General features: G+C 70.9%; 19 protein-coding genes and 1 pseudogene. 6 read left to right on the forward strand and 14 right to left on the reverse strand.

From position 1 onward, the window contains the following. Positions 1 to 85: 85 nt before the first annotated feature. The gene (locus tag ACIBHX_RS06870; RefSeq protein ID WP_397064954.1) at positions 86 to 1498 is read left to right on the forward strand and encodes an MFS transporter; all 1413 of its coding nucleotides are present in this window, start codon (positions 86 to 88) and stop codon (positions 1496 to 1498) included. Between the two features lie 4 nt (positions 1499 to 1502). On the opposite strand, the gene ACIBHX_RS06875 is transcribed toward ACIBHX_RS06870, so the two are convergent. Together ACIBHX_RS06875 and ACIBHX_RS06880 are read right to left on the reverse strand one after the other, a co-directional pair. Next, on the reverse strand, positions 1503 to 2111 hold the full coding sequence (locus tag ACIBHX_RS06875) for a TetR/AcrR family transcriptional regulator (protein WP_397064955.1): 609 nt from the start codon (positions 2109 to 2111) through the stop codon (positions 1503 to 1505). Between the two features lie 36 nt (positions 2112 to 2147). Then, positions 2148 to 2816 (reverse strand): NADPH-dependent F420 reductase, encoded by a 669-nt coding sequence (locus tag ACIBHX_RS06880; RefSeq protein WP_397064957.1) that lies wholly within the window; start codon positions 2814 to 2816, stop codon positions 2148 to 2150. Positions 2817 to 2937: 121 nt separating this feature from the next. On the opposite strand from ACIBHX_RS06880, the gene ACIBHX_RS06885 reads away from it, so the two are divergent. Continuing rightward, a complete protein-coding gene (locus ACIBHX_RS06885) occupies positions 2938 to 3306 on the forward strand; it encodes a winged helix-turn-helix transcriptional regulator (RefSeq protein WP_397064959.1) in 369 nt (122 codons plus the stop codon). Between the two features lie 34 nt (positions 3307 to 3340). Here the strand turns inward: ACIBHX_RS06885 and ACIBHX_RS06890 are convergent, their stop codons facing one another. The 9 genes from ACIBHX_RS06890 to ACIBHX_RS06930 form a co-directional block, all read right to left on the reverse strand. Then, on the reverse strand, positions 3341 to 3976 hold the full coding sequence (locus tag ACIBHX_RS06890) for a helix-turn-helix transcriptional regulator (protein WP_397064961.1): 636 nt from the start codon (positions 3974 to 3976) through the stop codon (positions 3341 to 3343). A gap of 76 nt (positions 3977 to 4052) precedes the next feature. Beyond that, positions 4053 to 4433 (reverse strand): RNHCP domain-containing protein, encoded by a 381-nt coding sequence (locus ACIBHX_RS06895; protein ID WP_397064963.1) that lies wholly within the window; start codon positions 4431 to 4433, stop codon positions 4053 to 4055. Between the two features lie 22 nt (positions 4434 to 4455). Then, entirely contained in the window at positions 4456 to 4815 is a 360-nt protein-coding gene (locus ACIBHX_RS06900; RefSeq protein ID WP_397064965.1) for an RNHCP domain-containing protein, read from the reverse strand. A gap of 253 nt (positions 4816 to 5068) precedes the next feature. Next, positions 5069 to 5317 carry a WhiB family transcriptional regulator gene (locus ACIBHX_RS06905; RefSeq protein WP_397065033.1) on the reverse strand — a complete coding sequence of 83 codons (249 nt, stop codon included), beginning with the start codon at positions 5315 to 5317 and terminating at the stop codon, positions 5069 to 5071. 95 nt (positions 5318 to 5412) lie between these two features. Next, positions 5413 to 6687: a cytochrome P450 gene (locus tag ACIBHX_RS06910; RefSeq protein WP_397064967.1), complete on the reverse strand. Its 1275-nt coding sequence runs from the start codon at positions 6685 to 6687 to the stop codon at positions 5413 to 5415. Then, a complete protein-coding gene (locus tag ACIBHX_RS06915) occupies positions 6684 to 6890 on the reverse strand; it encodes a ferredoxin (protein ID WP_397064968.1) in 207 nt (68 codons plus the stop codon). The genes ACIBHX_RS06910 and ACIBHX_RS06915 overlap by 4 nt, the downstream gene beginning before the upstream one ends. Before the next feature lie 11 nt (positions 6891 to 6901). Then, a complete protein-coding gene (locus ACIBHX_RS06920; protein ID WP_397064970.1) occupies positions 6902 to 7504 on the reverse strand; it encodes a TetR family transcriptional regulator in 603 nt (200 codons plus the stop codon). Positions 7505 to 7563: 59 nt separating this feature from the next. Further along, positions 7564 to 8571, reverse strand: a complete 1008-nt coding sequence (locus ACIBHX_RS06925; RefSeq protein WP_397064972.1) for an NADP-dependent oxidoreductase — start codon at positions 8569 to 8571, stop codon at positions 7564 to 7566. 28 nt (positions 8572 to 8599) lie between these two features. Continuing rightward, positions 8600 to 9235: a type 1 glutamine amidotransferase domain-containing protein gene (locus tag ACIBHX_RS06930; protein ID WP_397064974.1), complete on the reverse strand. Its 636-nt coding sequence runs from the start codon at positions 9233 to 9235 to the stop codon at positions 8600 to 8602. Between the two features lie 130 nt (positions 9236 to 9365). Between ACIBHX_RS06930 and ACIBHX_RS06935 the strand changes: the two genes are divergently transcribed. Next, a complete protein-coding gene (locus ACIBHX_RS06935; RefSeq protein WP_397064976.1) occupies positions 9366 to 10259 on the forward strand; it encodes a LysR family transcriptional regulator in 894 nt (297 codons plus the stop codon). 27 nt (positions 10260 to 10286) lie between these two features. On the opposite strand, the gene ACIBHX_RS06940 is transcribed toward ACIBHX_RS06935, so the two are convergent. Continuing rightward, entirely contained in the window at positions 10287 to 10859 is a 573-nt protein-coding gene (locus tag ACIBHX_RS06940) for a TetR family transcriptional regulator (protein WP_397064977.1), read from the reverse strand. Positions 10860 to 11191: 332 nt separating this feature from the next. Here ACIBHX_RS06940 and ACIBHX_RS06945 point away from each other — a divergent pair, with 332 nt between their 5' ends. The 3 genes from ACIBHX_RS06945 to ACIBHX_RS06955 all read left to right on the forward strand — a co-directional run bounded on the left by ACIBHX_RS06945 (position 11192) and on the right by ACIBHX_RS06955 (position 13371). After that, positions 11192 to 12043, forward strand: coding sequence for a polysaccharide deacetylase family protein (locus ACIBHX_RS06945; RefSeq protein ID WP_397064979.1), 852 nt, complete (start codon positions 11192 to 11194; stop codon positions 12041 to 12043). Positions 12044 to 12148: 105 nt separating this feature from the next. Continuing rightward, complete coding sequence (locus ACIBHX_RS06950) at positions 12149 to 12715, forward strand: GNAT family N-acetyltransferase (protein ID WP_397064981.1); 567 nt, start codon at positions 12149 to 12151, stop codon at positions 12713 to 12715. 56 nt (positions 12716 to 12771) lie between these two features. Continuing rightward, positions 12772 to 13371, forward strand: coding sequence for a hypothetical protein (locus tag ACIBHX_RS06955; RefSeq protein WP_397064982.1), 600 nt, complete (start codon positions 12772 to 12774; stop codon positions 13369 to 13371). Here the strand turns inward: ACIBHX_RS06955 and ACIBHX_RS06960 are convergent. Then, on the reverse strand, positions 13364 to 13816 hold the full coding sequence (locus tag ACIBHX_RS06960) for a S26 family signal peptidase (protein WP_397064984.1): 453 nt from the start codon (positions 13814 to 13816) through the stop codon (positions 13364 to 13366). The two genes, ACIBHX_RS06955 and ACIBHX_RS06960, sit on opposite strands and share 8 nt — an antisense overlap. Further along, positions 13813 to 14130, reverse strand: a pseudogene (locus ACIBHX_RS06965) (ABC transporter ATP-binding protein); the annotation flags it as partial. The pseudogene ACIBHX_RS06965 and the gene ACIBHX_RS06960, both read right to left, overlap by 4 nt.

The following is a 14130-nucleotide window of genomic DNA, read 5'->3' on the forward strand; positions in this document are numbered from 1 at the left end:
TTTGCAGTTTTCGCAAGATTCCTACCCTTTCCGCGGCCGGTGGCCCGACATTGGCCTCACCACACCGCGCCCCTAAGGAGCACCCATGGACACCGAACCCAGACGCTGGACTGTGCTGGCGATCTGCTGCCTGAGCCTGTTCCTCGTCGGACTGGACACCACGATCGTGAACGTCGGCCTGCCCTCGATAGGCGCAGGCCTGCACGTCGGAACCCGCGGTCTGGAATGGACGGTCGACGCCTACACGATCGTGCTGGCCAGTCTCCTGATCTCCTCCGGAGCGCTGGCCGACCGCTTCGGACGGCGACGCGTGTTCCGCCTCGGATTGGTCGTCTTCGGCGCCGCGTCCGTGGCGTGCGCGCTCGCGCCGACCGTCGGCATGCTGGTCGCGGCCCGCGCGGTGCAGGGCGTCGGCGCCTCGATGCTCAGCCCGGTGGCGCTCGCGATCGTCGTCAACGTGATCACCGAGCCGAGGGAGCGGGCGCGCGCGATCGGCGTGTGGGCCGCCGTCTTCGGCGTCAGCATGGCCGCGGGGCCCATCGTGGGCGGCGCTCTCGTCTCGGGTTTCGGCTGGCGGTCGGTCTTCTGGATCAACGTGCCGGTCGTCGCTGTGGCGCTGGTGCTGACCGCGCTCTTCGTCCCGGAGTCCCGCGCGGAGCGGCCGCGCCGGCTCGACGGCCCTGGGCAGCTGCTGCTGGCCGTCGTGGTGGGTGGTTCGGTCGCGGTGCTCATCGAGGGACCGCACATCGGGTGGGCCTCGCCCGCGGCGATCGCCGGCTACCTCGTGGTGGCCGCCGCCGTGGTCGCTTTCGGACGGGTCGAGACGCGACGGGCCGAGCCGCTGGTGGACCCCCAGCTGTTCCGCAGGCCGCCGTTCGTCGCCGCCGTCGTCGGCGCGGTCGTGGTGTTCGTCGCCCTCAGCGCGACCCTGCTGCTCAACACCCTCTATCTCCAGCACGCGAGAGGCATGACCCCGGTGGCCGTCGGGCTCGTCACGCTTCCGATGGCCATCGCCGCGACCGTGTGCGCGCCGCTCTCCGGGATGCTCGTCGGACGGTTCGGCCCGCGCCCGCCGCTGATGCTCGCCGGCGCTTTCATCGCGGCCGGCGGCCTCTGCCTCGTGGGCATCGATGTCCGGACACCCGTCGGGTTGCTGTCGCTGGCCTACCTGCTCGTCGGCATCGGGTTCGGATTCGCGAACGCGCCGATCACCAACACCGCGGTCAGCGGCCTGCCGCCCGCCCGCGCCGGCGTCGCCGCCGGGATCACCTCCACGGCCCGCCAGCTCGGCTCGGCCCTCGGCATCGCCGTCGCAGGCAGCCTCATCGCCGACGCCTCACCCGCGCACCTCGCCCAGGCATCGCGTCCCGGCTGGGTCCTCGTGGCCGGCTGCGGGCTGCTCGTCCTCGCCGTCACCCTGGCGGCGCCCGCTGCCGGCCCACCCCGCGCACCGCAGCCGGGCGGCAGGATCAAGGCGGACGCCCGCCGCGACGCGTGAACGCCTAGGCGCGCAGGCCGTGGAAGGCGGTACGGCAGACGGCCTCGGCCAGGGCGTCGGCGTCGATGTGGCGAGAGGGGCGGTACCACTCGATGAGGGAGTTGACCATGCCGAACAGCAGCCGCGCCCCCAGGTCAGGATCCACCCCGGCGGCCAGGTCGCCCTCCTCCTGCGCCTGCCGCATGAGGCCGGCGATCAGGTGGTCGAAGTCGCAGCGGCGGTTCAGCGCCCGCACCTCGACCTCGGTGTTGCCGCGGACCCGCAGCAGCAGCGTGACGAACGGCAGCCGCTCGACCAGCACGTGCACGCTGCGGTTGACCAGCGACTCCAGCCGGTCGATCGCCCGCCCGGGCGCGGCCGCCGCCTCGCCGGCCGCTTCGAAGAGCCCGTCGAGGGCCCGGTCGACGGCCAGGCCCAGCAGCTCTTCCTTGCTGTCGATGTGGTGGTAGATGGCCGACTTGGTGATGCCGAGCCGCTTGGCCACCGCCTCCATGCTGGTCGCCTCGTATCCGCGCTCGTTGAACACGGTCACGGCGACGGCCAGCAACGACTCCAGGTCGTAGCCGGGCCGCCCGCGCCTGCCGAGACGCTTCGCTGGGATAGCCGAGGACACGCCATCGAGTATCCCAGCGCCGCGAACCACCCGAACTTAGTCCGCCTCGGCGAAAGTGTTCTCCAGCGGCGGGAACATCGCACGGGCGTCGTGGCCGGCGAACCAGAGGCTGACCACGAACACCGAGGTGGCCTCCAGGTACCTCGCCCGGTTCAGGCCGCCGGCGCGGACCGGGTGCAGGCCCAGGTCGCCGGCCAGCTCGGCCGTCAGGTCAAGGGCGGCCGGGTCGTCGCCGCACAGCGGTACGGCCAGCCGCCGCCCTTCGAACAGCCGGGCGTCCGAGGCCGCCCACACCTCCGCGGCGCACAGGTTGAACGCCTTCACCACATGCGCCGCCGGCGCCAGGGCGGCCACCTTCTCCGCGACCGCCTCCTCGGACAGCACGAACGCCATCACCCCGCCGGGCGCCGCCGCGTCCGGCTGGAAGGCGTTCGTGCAGTCGATGACCGTGCGCCCGTCGAGCGCGCCGCCGCACGCCTCCAGGACCTCCGCGACCGCCGCAGCGGGAACGGCGAGCAGCACCGCGTCACCGAACGCGGCGGCCTCGCGCAGCGTGCCCGCCCGGGCGCCCGCCCCGATGCTCTCGGCGGCCTTGCCGGCCTGGTCCTGATCCCGCGCTCCGACCAGCACCTCGTGCCCGGCTTTCGCCCAGCCGCCGCCGAGTGCCAGCGCCATCGCCCCCGCACCTAGAATTCCCACACGCATGATCGACACGACTCCTCATCAGGATGACCCGCGCGGGCTTGCCGCACCGCGCCTCGTGTCAGCACAGTAGGGAAGCCGAAAGGCACCTCCAGGTTCGCAACGGAACGGGAAGACTGGCCGCATGCCCGCACAGACAGCTCCGGTGATCACCCCTTATGGCGCGTTCGAGGCCGACTGCCCCGTGCGCCTGGCCACCGACCTGTTCGCGAGCACCTGGCTCCCGGTGATCGTCTACATGCTCCGCGAGGGCCCGATGCGCCCCGGCGACCTGCGCGAACAGATCGGCGGGATCAGCCAGAAGGTCCTCACCCAGACCCTGCGCCGGATGGAGCAGTTCACGCTGGTCGAACGCCGCCGCTACGCCGAGGCGCCGCCCCGCGTCGAGTACGAGCTGACCGCCGCGGGGCGCGACCTGCTCGTCCCGATCTACGCCCTCGCCGACTGGGCGGAACGGCACGGTCCCGCGGTGACCGCCGCCCTGCCCGACTGAACCACGGTACGGCCGGCGCCTGCCGTACCCGTTGTCAAGCAGGGGAGTCGTCGGCCGCGGCCAGCAGCCGCTGCCCGAGAGCCCGTGCGGCCTGTCGCAGCTCGGGGCAGCGGAGGATGCGGAACGGCGCGTGGATCGTGGCGAGCTGCTCGGCGTACCACTCCGGGTTGCTGGTGCTGCCGACCAGCCGGGTGGTCGTGGCGTCGATCGGTTCGAGCCGTCCGGCGGCTCTGGGCAGGCAGCGGGCCACGGCGTCCGCGGGCGCGTCGATGACGACCTCGACGTCGTACTCCCAGCCGACGGCGAGGTGTCCCTCGAGCTCGGCGACGGCGTCCAGGCCGGCGGGCGGGACGAAGACGTCGTCGAGCGCCTGCACCGCGCGGACCCGGTCGATCCGGTAGGCCCGCCGCGCGTTCGAGGTGTGGGAATGGCACAGCAGGTACCAGCGGCCGTGGCGGACGACGACCGCCCACGGGTCGGCCTCGATGACCCGCTCCGTCCCGGCCTCTGAGCGGTACTCCAGGCGCACCCGCCGGTGGTTGGAGGAGGCCTGCACGAGGGCGGCCGCGGTCGCGGGGTCCGGCCGGGCGGCGGCGCGGTCGGGGGCGGGCGCGGTGGCCCGCCGTACCGCCTCGGCCTGGGCGGCCACCGGCGCAGGGAGGGCCCGCACGATCTTGCCGAGCGTGCTTGTCCGGAACGGACCCCATCGTGCTGGTGTGGCCCCGGGGGCTTCCCCGGGGCCACGATCACAGGGCGAGCAGCGCGCGGCTGGCGATGCTTGTGTCCCTGAGCGGTTTGAGCGCCAGCCGCAGTACGGCCAGCGCGTTGTCGTCGCCGGCGATGCGGTTGGCGCTGAGCTCACCGCAGGACAGGCACTCGTGGATGATCATCCACTCGCCGTCCGGCCGCACCGACATGCCCAGCGGCTCCATCCGGCCGCGGCAGTCCGAGGCGCGGTCGCCCGGGATGCGGCGGTCGACGTGCAGGCTGGCCAGGCAGGTCGGGCAGTGGTTGCGGTGCGCCGTGCCCGGCGCGTCCATGGACACCTGCAGCCTGCAGCCCACGCACCGGAAGTCGTCCATCCGGACGTCCCTGCGTGGCCTGCGTGGCTTGCTGCGTCGTGGCATGATCGACTCCCTCCTTCCTGGGTCAGAGGGCGCCGAACACTTCGAGCGGGAACGGCGGCTGCGCCAGCGGCCGTACCGCCATGCGCATGAGGATGAGCTGGTTGTCGTCCGAACAGACCGGGTTCGACGTGAGCTCGTCGCAGCGCACGCAACGGTGGATGACCATCCAGTCGCCGGTGCGCAGCACCGCGATGGCGATCGGCGTCATCCTGCCGTGGCACTCGCTCGGGCCGCCCTCGACGTGGTCGGTGACGTGCTGGGAGTGCAGGCACGACGGGCAGTGGTTACGCCGCGTGCCGTCGGCGGAGAAGCTGGACACGGTCAGACCGCACCGCACGCAGGTGAAGGTGTCGATCTTCAGGGTGTTGGTGGACTTGGACACCCGGGTTGCTCCTTGCTGAGAAGTACGCACATGACAGCAAGAGCAGGCCGAGCTACCTCGACGGATGGGACCGAACGGTTACGCGGTACGGCGAGGTACGCTCGGCGCGGGCTGGAACATAAAACACCCTCTCCAGTGGTCCGACGTGGTCGAATCGGGACCCTCAGCGTAGCCACCCCGCAGAAGCGGACACCACCGAATATCCCGCCCGCCGCCCTGCTCGTCTCTCGTCAAACTTCGTTGACGGGTGTCCTCATCGGCCTCTGACCGACTGTCTGTGGGTGATTGCCGTGCGCTGGAGGGGATCGGTGCCGCCCCAGACTCCGTGGGGCTGCTGGGTGTCCAGCGCGTAGGCCAGGCACGGCTCGCGCACGTGGCAGCGGCCGCACACCGCCTTGGCCTGCCTTATCTGGGCCTGCCCGGGGCCGCTCCCGGAGATCGGGAAGAACAGTTCGGGGTCGACGCTCAGGCAGGCCGCCTGCTCGGTCCAGTCGTACTTCATGAGGCTCGCGACTACCCTGCCGACGAGGCCTACACCCGTGGAGTTGAACGGGGTGCTCACCGCCGTATCCGGAGTACGGCGGTGAGCGGGCGGGGTCAGCCGATGCGCAGAGGAAGGCTGCGGGGCCCGCGGACCTGGCTGGCGGCCCAGGTCACCTCGGAGGGGTCCGCCAGGGTGAAGGACGGGATGCGCTCCAGCCACGCCTCCAGGGCGACGCGCAGCTCCATGCGGGCCAGGTGGGAGCCGACGCACCGGTGGATGCCCAGGCCGAAGGCCACGTGCCGGTTGACCTCGCGGTCGATGACGACCTCGTCCGCGCGCTCGAACTGCTCCGGGTCGCGGTTGGCCGCGGGGAAGGGGACCAGGACCCAGTCGTCGGCCTTCATGTCGACGCCGTGCCAGTGCATGTCCTCCCGCACCAGCCGGGCCATCGTGACCGGCGCGTAGGCGCGCAGGAACTCCTCCATCGCCGTCGGCATCAGCTCCGGCTCGGCCACCAGCCGCTCGCGGTCGGCGGGCGTCCTGGCCAGGTGCCACAGCGAGGCGCCGATCGCGCTCCACGTGGTGTCGATCCCGGCGATCAGCAGCAGGTTCATCGTGCCCATGACGTGCACGGGGTCCAGTTTCTGCCCGTACAGCTCGGCGTTGATCAGGTAACTGGTGAGGTCGTCGCGCGGGTTGTCGATGTGGTCGCGGACCTGGGCCAGCAGGTAGTCCGACATCTTGGTGAAGCGCTCGACGCGCTCCTCCTGCGGCGCGTTGATGCTCTCCAGCGCGCCCTCGACGAACTCGCGGAACTTCGGCCAGTCCTCCGTCGGGAACCCGAGCATGTCGGCGATGACCCGCATCGGGATCAGCTGCGCGTACTCTCGGGCCGCGTCCACCACGTCGCGTCCGTCGAAGGTGTCGATCAGCTCGTGGCACAACGCCCTGGTGCCCGGCTCGTACCTGGCGACCTGGCTCTTGGTGAAGGCGGGCAGCAGCAGCTTGCGGGCGTCGTGGTGGAAGGGCGGGTCGGAGGAGATCGGGGGAGCGCCGCCGATCGGCGCCAGCTCGTGCGGAGGCCGGACGTTGCCCACGATGATCGCCCGGGAGGTGAAGCGGTCGGTGTCGTAGGCGATCGCCGTGACGTCCTCGTACCGCGTCGGGAACCAGGCACCGCCGAACCGGTCGGTGTGCGCGATGGGACAGCGCTGCCGCAGGTCGTCCTGGATGGGGTAGGGGTCGGCCGCATAGGTGGGGTCGACGTGGGAGAAGTCGGTCGCCCAGTCGGCGACCGGATCGGTGATGATCTCGTTGCGGTAGCCGGTGAGTATCCGGTTCGCGCGCTCGTCCTCGAAGTTCTGGCCGAAGCGTTCGTCCACGGTCATCGCGCGGCTCCTTCCAAGAGGTCGATCGCGCGCTCTGGACAGTTGGCCACCGCGCGGCGCGCGGCGGGTTCGTTGTCCCGCGGCACGGAGCCGTCGCCCTGAACCTGGCCGTAGCCCTCGTCGTCCTCGGCGAACAGGCCGGGGGACAGGTCATAGCAGCGGCCGTGCCCGTGGCACCGTTCGGAGTCGATGTGTACCTTCACTGCCTGCTTCCTTACTGTGTCGTCGCCTCCGCTGGGGCAAGCGCGGACAGGACACGGGCGATCAGGGCCGCCCACCCCTCGTCGCCGACCGGGTGCAGGTCCTGGGTCACCAGTGAGCTGCCCATGGCCAGCAGGAGACAGAAGTGCGCGATCGCGTCGGGCGCCAGCGTCCGGTCCATCTCGTTGCCGGCCTGGGCGGTGCGTACCAGCGAGGTCAGCCATTCGGCGCGCTCGCCGAAGTGCTCCCGCACGCGCCGGGCGACCTCCGCATCGCGCGTGGCCGCCACCAGGGCCTCGACGACGAGCCGCCCGTGGTCGCCGTCGGGGTGCGGCAGGCACCGGCCGACGACGAACAGCACTTCCATGATCGACCGGCTCGGATCGGCGGCAAGCAGGTCGGCGAGCACCGGCCTGCCGTGCGCATCCAGGGCGGCCACCAGCAGCTCGGCCTTCGAGGCGAAGTGCGCGTACAGCGCGCCGTTGCTCACGCCCGCGGCGGCCGCGATGTCGGCCACCCGGGTGCCCTCATAGCCTCGCTCCGCGAAAACCGCGGCGGCCGCCTGCAGCAGTCGCTCGCGTGTCTCGGCAGCCGAAACGCCCGCAATGCGTCCCACGCTCGAATTAAACGACCATTCATTTGAATTGGTCAAGCCCCCGTGGTGCGACGGGCGGATCAGGGCAGCTGGACGAGCATCTTGCCGGTGTTGCCGCCGCGCATCATCGACAGGAAGGCGTCCAGGGCGTGGTCGATGCCCTTGACCACGGTCTCCTCGGCGTGGAGCTCGCCGTCCCGCAGCCACCCGGAGGCCTTGCGGACGTAGTCCGGCGCCAGATGGGCGTGGTCGCCGACGATGAAGCCGCGCAGGGTGAGGCGCTTGCCGATGGCCAGCGGCAGGTTGTCCGGCCCGGGCGGCGGGGAGGTGGTGTTGTAGGCGGAGATGGCGCCGCACAGGGCGATCCGGCCGTCCTGGTTCATCTGGCCGATCGCGGCCTGCAGGTGGTCGCCGCCGACGTTGTCGAAGTACACGTCGACGCCGTCGGGGGCGGCCCCGGCGAGCTGGCCCGGCAGGTCGCCCTGGCGATAGTCGATCGCGGCGTCGAAGCCGAAGTCGTCCAGCAGCCGCCGGACCTTCTCCGGGCCGCCCGCGGAGCCGATGACCCTGCTCGCCCCCAGGTGCCTGGCGATCTGACCGGCGACGGAGCCGACCGCGCCTGCCGCGCCCGAGACGAAGACCACGTCGCCCTCCTTGACCGGGGCGACCTCGACCAGGCCGGCGTAGGCGGTCAGTCCGGTGCCGCCGAGCACGCCCAGGTAGGCCTCGGCGGGCGCGAGGTCGGTGTCGACGGGCAGGACGGCGTCCGCGTCCACGACGGCGTACTCGCGCCATCCCCGGAAGTGCTGGACGGTCGTGCCGACGGGGATCCGCGGCGCCTCGGAGGCGACGACCTTGCCCACGGCCCCGCCGGTCATCGCCTCGCCGAGCGCGAACGGCGGCACGTAGGACGGGACGTCGTTCATCCGGCCCCGCATGTACGGATCGACGGACAGCCACTCGTTGCGGACGAGCACCTGGCCGGGCCCCGGGTCGGGCACCTGGACCTCGGCCAGCTCGAAGTCGGCGGGTGTCGGCTCGCCGACGGGACGCGCGATCAGGCGCCATTCGCGGCTGGAAACGGGCATGACAGTACTCCTTCGAAGAAAGCGGGCCTCAGCGGAGCTTCGCGAGCAGCTCGGCGGCCACCGGCCCCGAGGAGGCCGGGTTCTGGCCGGTGACCAGGTTGCGGTCGACCACCACGTGCGGCGCCCACGGCTCTCCCTCCTGGAAGTCCGCGCCGATCTCCTCAAGTCGGTCCTGCAGCAGCCACTTGGCCCTGTCCGCCAGGCCGGCGATCCTCTCCTCGGCGTTGGTGAAGCCGGTCAGCTCGTAGCCGGCGATCGTGCCCTTGGGTGCGGCGAGCAACGCGGCCGGGCCGTGGCACACCACACCGAGCGGGCTGCCCGAGGCGAGCGTGTCGGCGATGAGCTTGCCGGAGTCGGCGTTGACGGCCAGGTCCTCCATCGGGCCGTGGCCGCCGGGGTAGAACACGGCGTCGTAGTCGGCCGGCCGCACGTCCTCCAGCCGGATCGGCTCGATCTCGGGCAGGTGGATCACGGGCGTGAGGCTGGCCTGGTCGGGCACCGGCATGACGCCGCCGGGCGTGGCGACGACGACCTCATGGCCGGCCTTGGTGAACGCCTCGTAGGGCGTGGCGAGCTCCTCGGCCCAGAAGCCGGTCGGATGCTTGGTGCCGTCCTTGAGCGTCCAGTGGTCGGCACCGGTCACCACAAAAAGGATCTTCGACATGAAATTTCCCCCCAGGTCAGGATGTCACCGTCAACGTAGGAAGCCCTCACCTCGGGCGTCCAATAGGTGCGCCGTTACCTGACATAGGCATTCCTATGGCTTGGACTTGGCTGGCCGATACCCTTGTGGGGTGGCCGATAAGAATTCAAATGGCTCACTGGACCTGTTGCGGACGTTCCTCGCGGTACACCGGACCGGCTCCTTCACCGCGGCCGCCCAGCTCGTGGGGCTGTCGCAGCCGACGGTGACCACCCAGATCCGCGCCCTCGAAGAGCACCTCGGCCGGCAGCTGTTCGAGCGGCTGCCGCGCGGCGTCGCCCCCACAGCCGTCGCGGACGCCCTGGCGGCCGAGGTGGCCGGCCCGCTCGACGCGCTGGACGGTGTGCTCGGCCGAGACGCCGACGTCCCCGCGCCGCAGCCCCCGGTCCACCTGGCCGGCCCGGCGGACGCGCTAGCGACCCTGGTCATGCCGGCGCTCGCGCCGCTGACGGCGGAGGGCGTACGGCTGCGCGTCAGCGTCGGGCTGGCCGACGACCTCCTGGAAGGCCTGCGCGCCGGGCGGTACGACCTGGTGCTGTCGTCGATTCGGCCACGTGGCCGGGCCCTGCTTGCCGAGCCCGTCATGGACGAGGAGTTCGTGCTGGTGGCCGCCCCCACGTGGGCCACGCTCGGCCACGACCAGGCGGTGCTGCGGACGGCGCCACTGGTCAGCTTCGCCGAGGACCTGCCGATCCTGCGCCGCTACTGGCGGCACGTCTTCGGCGTCCGGCTGACCGAACCGCCCGCTGTGGTCATCCCCGACCTGCGCGGGGTGATGGCCGCGGTGGTGGCGGGCGCGGGCATCACCGTCCTGCCGCGCTACCTGTGCGCGGCCGAGCTGGCCGCCGGCACGCTGGTGGCGCTGCTGGAGCCCGAGGACCCGCCGATCAACACCGCCTTCGTGGTCCAGCGCGCGGGCACCCACGCCCTGTCCCACGTCACCCTGGTCAGGGACCGGCTCGTCAAGCTCGCCCGGGACTGGTGAGCCGACGGCGTCAGTTTCAGTGAGCGGTCAGGGGGTTGCGAGGAGTGCCGACACCAGGGTGCGGGCCGTGATGTGGACGGCGTCGAGATCCACGGCCTCCGGCGCGATCCGCCACTGGGCATGGACGCCGATGACGGCTCCCACCAGCAGGATCGCGACCGACTCTGGGGTGGTTCCCGCGGGGACCGCCGACTCGGGTATCAACTCCGCCATCCCTTGGCGGAGCGTCGCGTGCAGCCGCGCGTAGTGGTCGCGGATCGGGGAGTCCACCTCCGCGGCCTCGGCAAGCAGGGTGATGAACAGGCGCGTGGCGGGCATGCGGATGAAGGCCAGCACCTGGTCCAGCGACTCGTCGAGGTCCTGCCCCGCGGACAGGGTGAAGCCGGCCATGACCGCCTGGAGCTGGTCGTCGACGACCGCTTCGAGCAGGCCCAGCTTGTTGCCGAAATGCCAGGGGATGGAGCCGCGGCTGATGCCCGCCTTGTCGGCGATGTCGGCGAAGCTCGTCTGCCGGTATCCCCGCTCGGCGAAGAGCCCGGCGGCGGCCTCCATCAGAAGCCGGCGGCTCTCCTGCGTCATCTCGGTACGTCGCGTGGCCATGCCGACCATCTAACCAGGCATGCCATATAGCACCCTAATGGCTGAACGATCAAGCCTATGCCATCCAACACAGCGTACGACGCAAGACCACGCACACCCTGCAGCACGCGGATGCTCTCGCGGCGCGGCGCGGCTGGGCCCCGGACGGCCGCCGCGGCCAGATGGCGGCGCTGGGAGTGGGTCGTCGCCTGGAAGGAGCAGGAAACTTTCGACATACTGATCTTGAGCCAGATGGGTGTGGCGGGAACGCGGGCGTTGCTGTGGTCGATCAACGCGCGCGCCGCCCTGGTGGCCCTGGACCGCGTGCAGGGCCGCGAGATGAAGGGAACCCCATGAGACAGCTGATCATCAACGCCGACGACTACGGCATGTGCCGCGCCGCCAACACCGGCATCACCTCTCTGCTCGAAGCGGGCGCCATCAGCTCGGCCACCGTGATGACCCCCTGCCCGTGGGCGCCCGACGCGATCGCCACCGCCTCCCGCCACGGCTTCGACGTGGGCGTGCACCTGACGCTGACGAGCGAGTGGGAGGGCTACAGATGGAGCCCTCTGACCAAGGGCACCACGCTGCGCGACGCGGCCGGCTACTTCCACGCCGACAGCAAGAGCGTCGAGGAGCAGGCCGACCCAGATGACGTGCGCGCCGAGCTGATCGCGCAGCTGGACCGGGCGATCGCGCTCGGTCTGGACCCCTCCCACGCCGACAACCACATGGGCAGCCTGTACGGGCTGGCCACCGGGCGCGACTTCATCGCCGAGGCGCTCGAGGTCTGCGCCGCGTACGGCCTGCCGTTCCGGCTGCCCCGCACGCTGGACGGCATGGGACTGCCGCCCGAGCTTGAGCCCATCGCCGAGGCGGCGGCCGCGAAGGCGGACGCGGCGGGCGTGGTGATCCTCGACCGGCTCTGGACCCTGTCCTTCCACCAGAAGGAGGGGGAGACGTACGAAAGCTTCAAGGCCGAGATGATCGAGCTGATCCGCGCCCTGCGTCCCGGCGTGACCGAGATCTACATCCACCCGTTCGAGGACACCGACGAGCTGCGGCACATCATGCCGCACCACGCCAAGCGCGCCATGGAGCTGCGCGTCTTCACCGACCCCGAGGTACGGCGGGCGCTGGCGGAGGAGGAGATCACCCTGATCGGCTGGCGGGACCTGCGTGACCTGCAGAGGGCTCAGTGACGGTGCCGATCAACCTGCTGGGGTTTCACCGTCTACCCGATATCTGGTGATCCTCGGCGTACGGCAGGATTGAGCGTCGAATGAGGTTCTTCCTGAAGGAGCATGATGTTCGCGATTCCCCTGGGTGACGACGGTGCCCGGCTGCGCCCGCTCGAGCCGCGGCACGCCGAGGAGTTCCTGACCCACATGGACCGGGGGCGGGAGTTCATCGGCCGGTACATCAGGTTGCCGGACGTCGTCACGGACCTGGAGTCGAGCCGCGCCTACCTCCGGTCGTACGCGGAGAAGGCGGCGACCGACACGGGCCGGATCTACGGCATCTGGATGGACGGCGGGCTGGTCGGCGGCGTGCTCTTCCGGACCATGGACACCCAGCGCGGCGTGGCGGAAGCGGGCTGCTGGCTCGAGCCGTCGGCCGCGGGCAAGGGCCTGGTGACCAGGGCCGCGCGGGTGATCATCGACTGGGCGATCGAGGAGCGTGGCATTCACCGCGTGGAATGGGTGGCCGCGGCGGCCAACGAGCCCAGCATCGCGGTCGCCCGCCGCCTCGGTATGACCAGGGACGGCGTGCTCAGGGAAAGCTACTTCTACCGGGGAAAGCGCCACGACATGGAGGTATGGTCGATCCTCGCCCCCGAATGGCACACCCACAAGCAGGCCATGCACGCCTGAGCGGCTCGCCGGACTGGGCCTGACGCGTGTGACGTCGCGACGCGTACGCTCGGGACGTGGATGAGTTTCGCATGGCGGACGCGTTGTCCCTGGCGGATTTAGCTCGATCACTTGCCTTGTTCGTGCTGCTGGCGCCCTTGTGCCTGGCCCTCGTCATGCTCCCTGGCCGGCCTGTCGAACTGGTACTGGCGGCGCTGGGAGCCGCGGCGGGCTTGGCTGGAGTACGGCTGGCCAGGCAACGCCGGATGGCACGGGCCACGATCGCGCGGTTTTCGTCTCAGGGCGTGGAGATGGTGGACGGCTACGGGGCCCGTATCCAGCTCGCATGGCGGCACATCGAACGCATCGGTGTGGTGGAGACCCGGGTGCCCAGTCCACGGACGGTGACCAGGGGAGACCGGATCTACGTCCGCACCGGGGCCAGGCAGTGCGTCGGCCTGGTCGGCTGGGGCTACTACGAGCTCCCGCCGCATGCCCCCCACTGGTTGTGGACCCACCTGACCCGGATGCGCGTCGATCCGGAGACGGGGCTGTCCGAGATCAGCATCCCCCTCGGCGTCATCGATCCGCTGTGGGAGCGCGGCCCGATGGGCGAGTTGGTCCGAAGGCGCCGCCCCGAGCTCTTCCACCAGGAAAGCCGGCCGCGCATCACGTAGACCTCTGTTCGACCTTGCGGAGTACCACGCCGAACAGTCGGTCAGTCATCAAATATCCGGTGTGGCGGGAATCGTGTGAATGGTCCGGGTTGTCGCCCAACACGACCAGGCGCCCGGCCGGGACCCGCGTGCCCGGAGCGGTCCGCAGGGCGGGGACGGTGTCGCGGGGGATCGGATCACCCGGTATCGCCGCGACGCGCTTGATGATCCAGCGCGGACTCGGGTTTATCGGATCGGCGGCCAGTTCCGGCGCGAATCCGCTGAGTACGACGACTTGCCCGGTGTGCAGGGATTCGGGTGGCGTGCGCCGGACGATGACGCGTTCGCCCGGCTGGTAGGTGGGCAGCATGCTTTGCCCATGTACGGTCACCACCAGGTAGCGTCGGCGTAGCCAGCCGATGGTGAGTGCACCCGCGAGGGCGAGCGCGATCAGGGCGCCGATCATCGCGGGGCTCCTGTCGTGTCGCGGTAGCCGGTGGCCTGCCGGGTGAACAGCTGGGCGTAGGTGCCGCCGTCGGCCAGCAGCGTGGCGTGGGTGCCCTGCTCGGTGACGACGCCGTCGGCCAGGACCACGATGCGGTCGGCGTCGCGGATGGCGCCGAGGCGGTGGGAGATGACCACGCTGGTGCGTCCGGACCGCAGCTTCGCGAGTTGGGTGTGTACTTCGTGTTCGGCTTCGGGGTCCAGGCCGGCGCTGGGTTCGTCGAGGATCATCAGGTCCCGGTCGCGGCGCAGGAACGCCCGGGCCAGCGCGAGGCG

The organism is Nonomuraea sp. NPDC050536, assembly GCF_044457685.1.
Lineage (GTDB): Bacteria > Actinomycetota > Actinomycetes > Streptosporangiales > Streptosporangiaceae > Nonomuraea.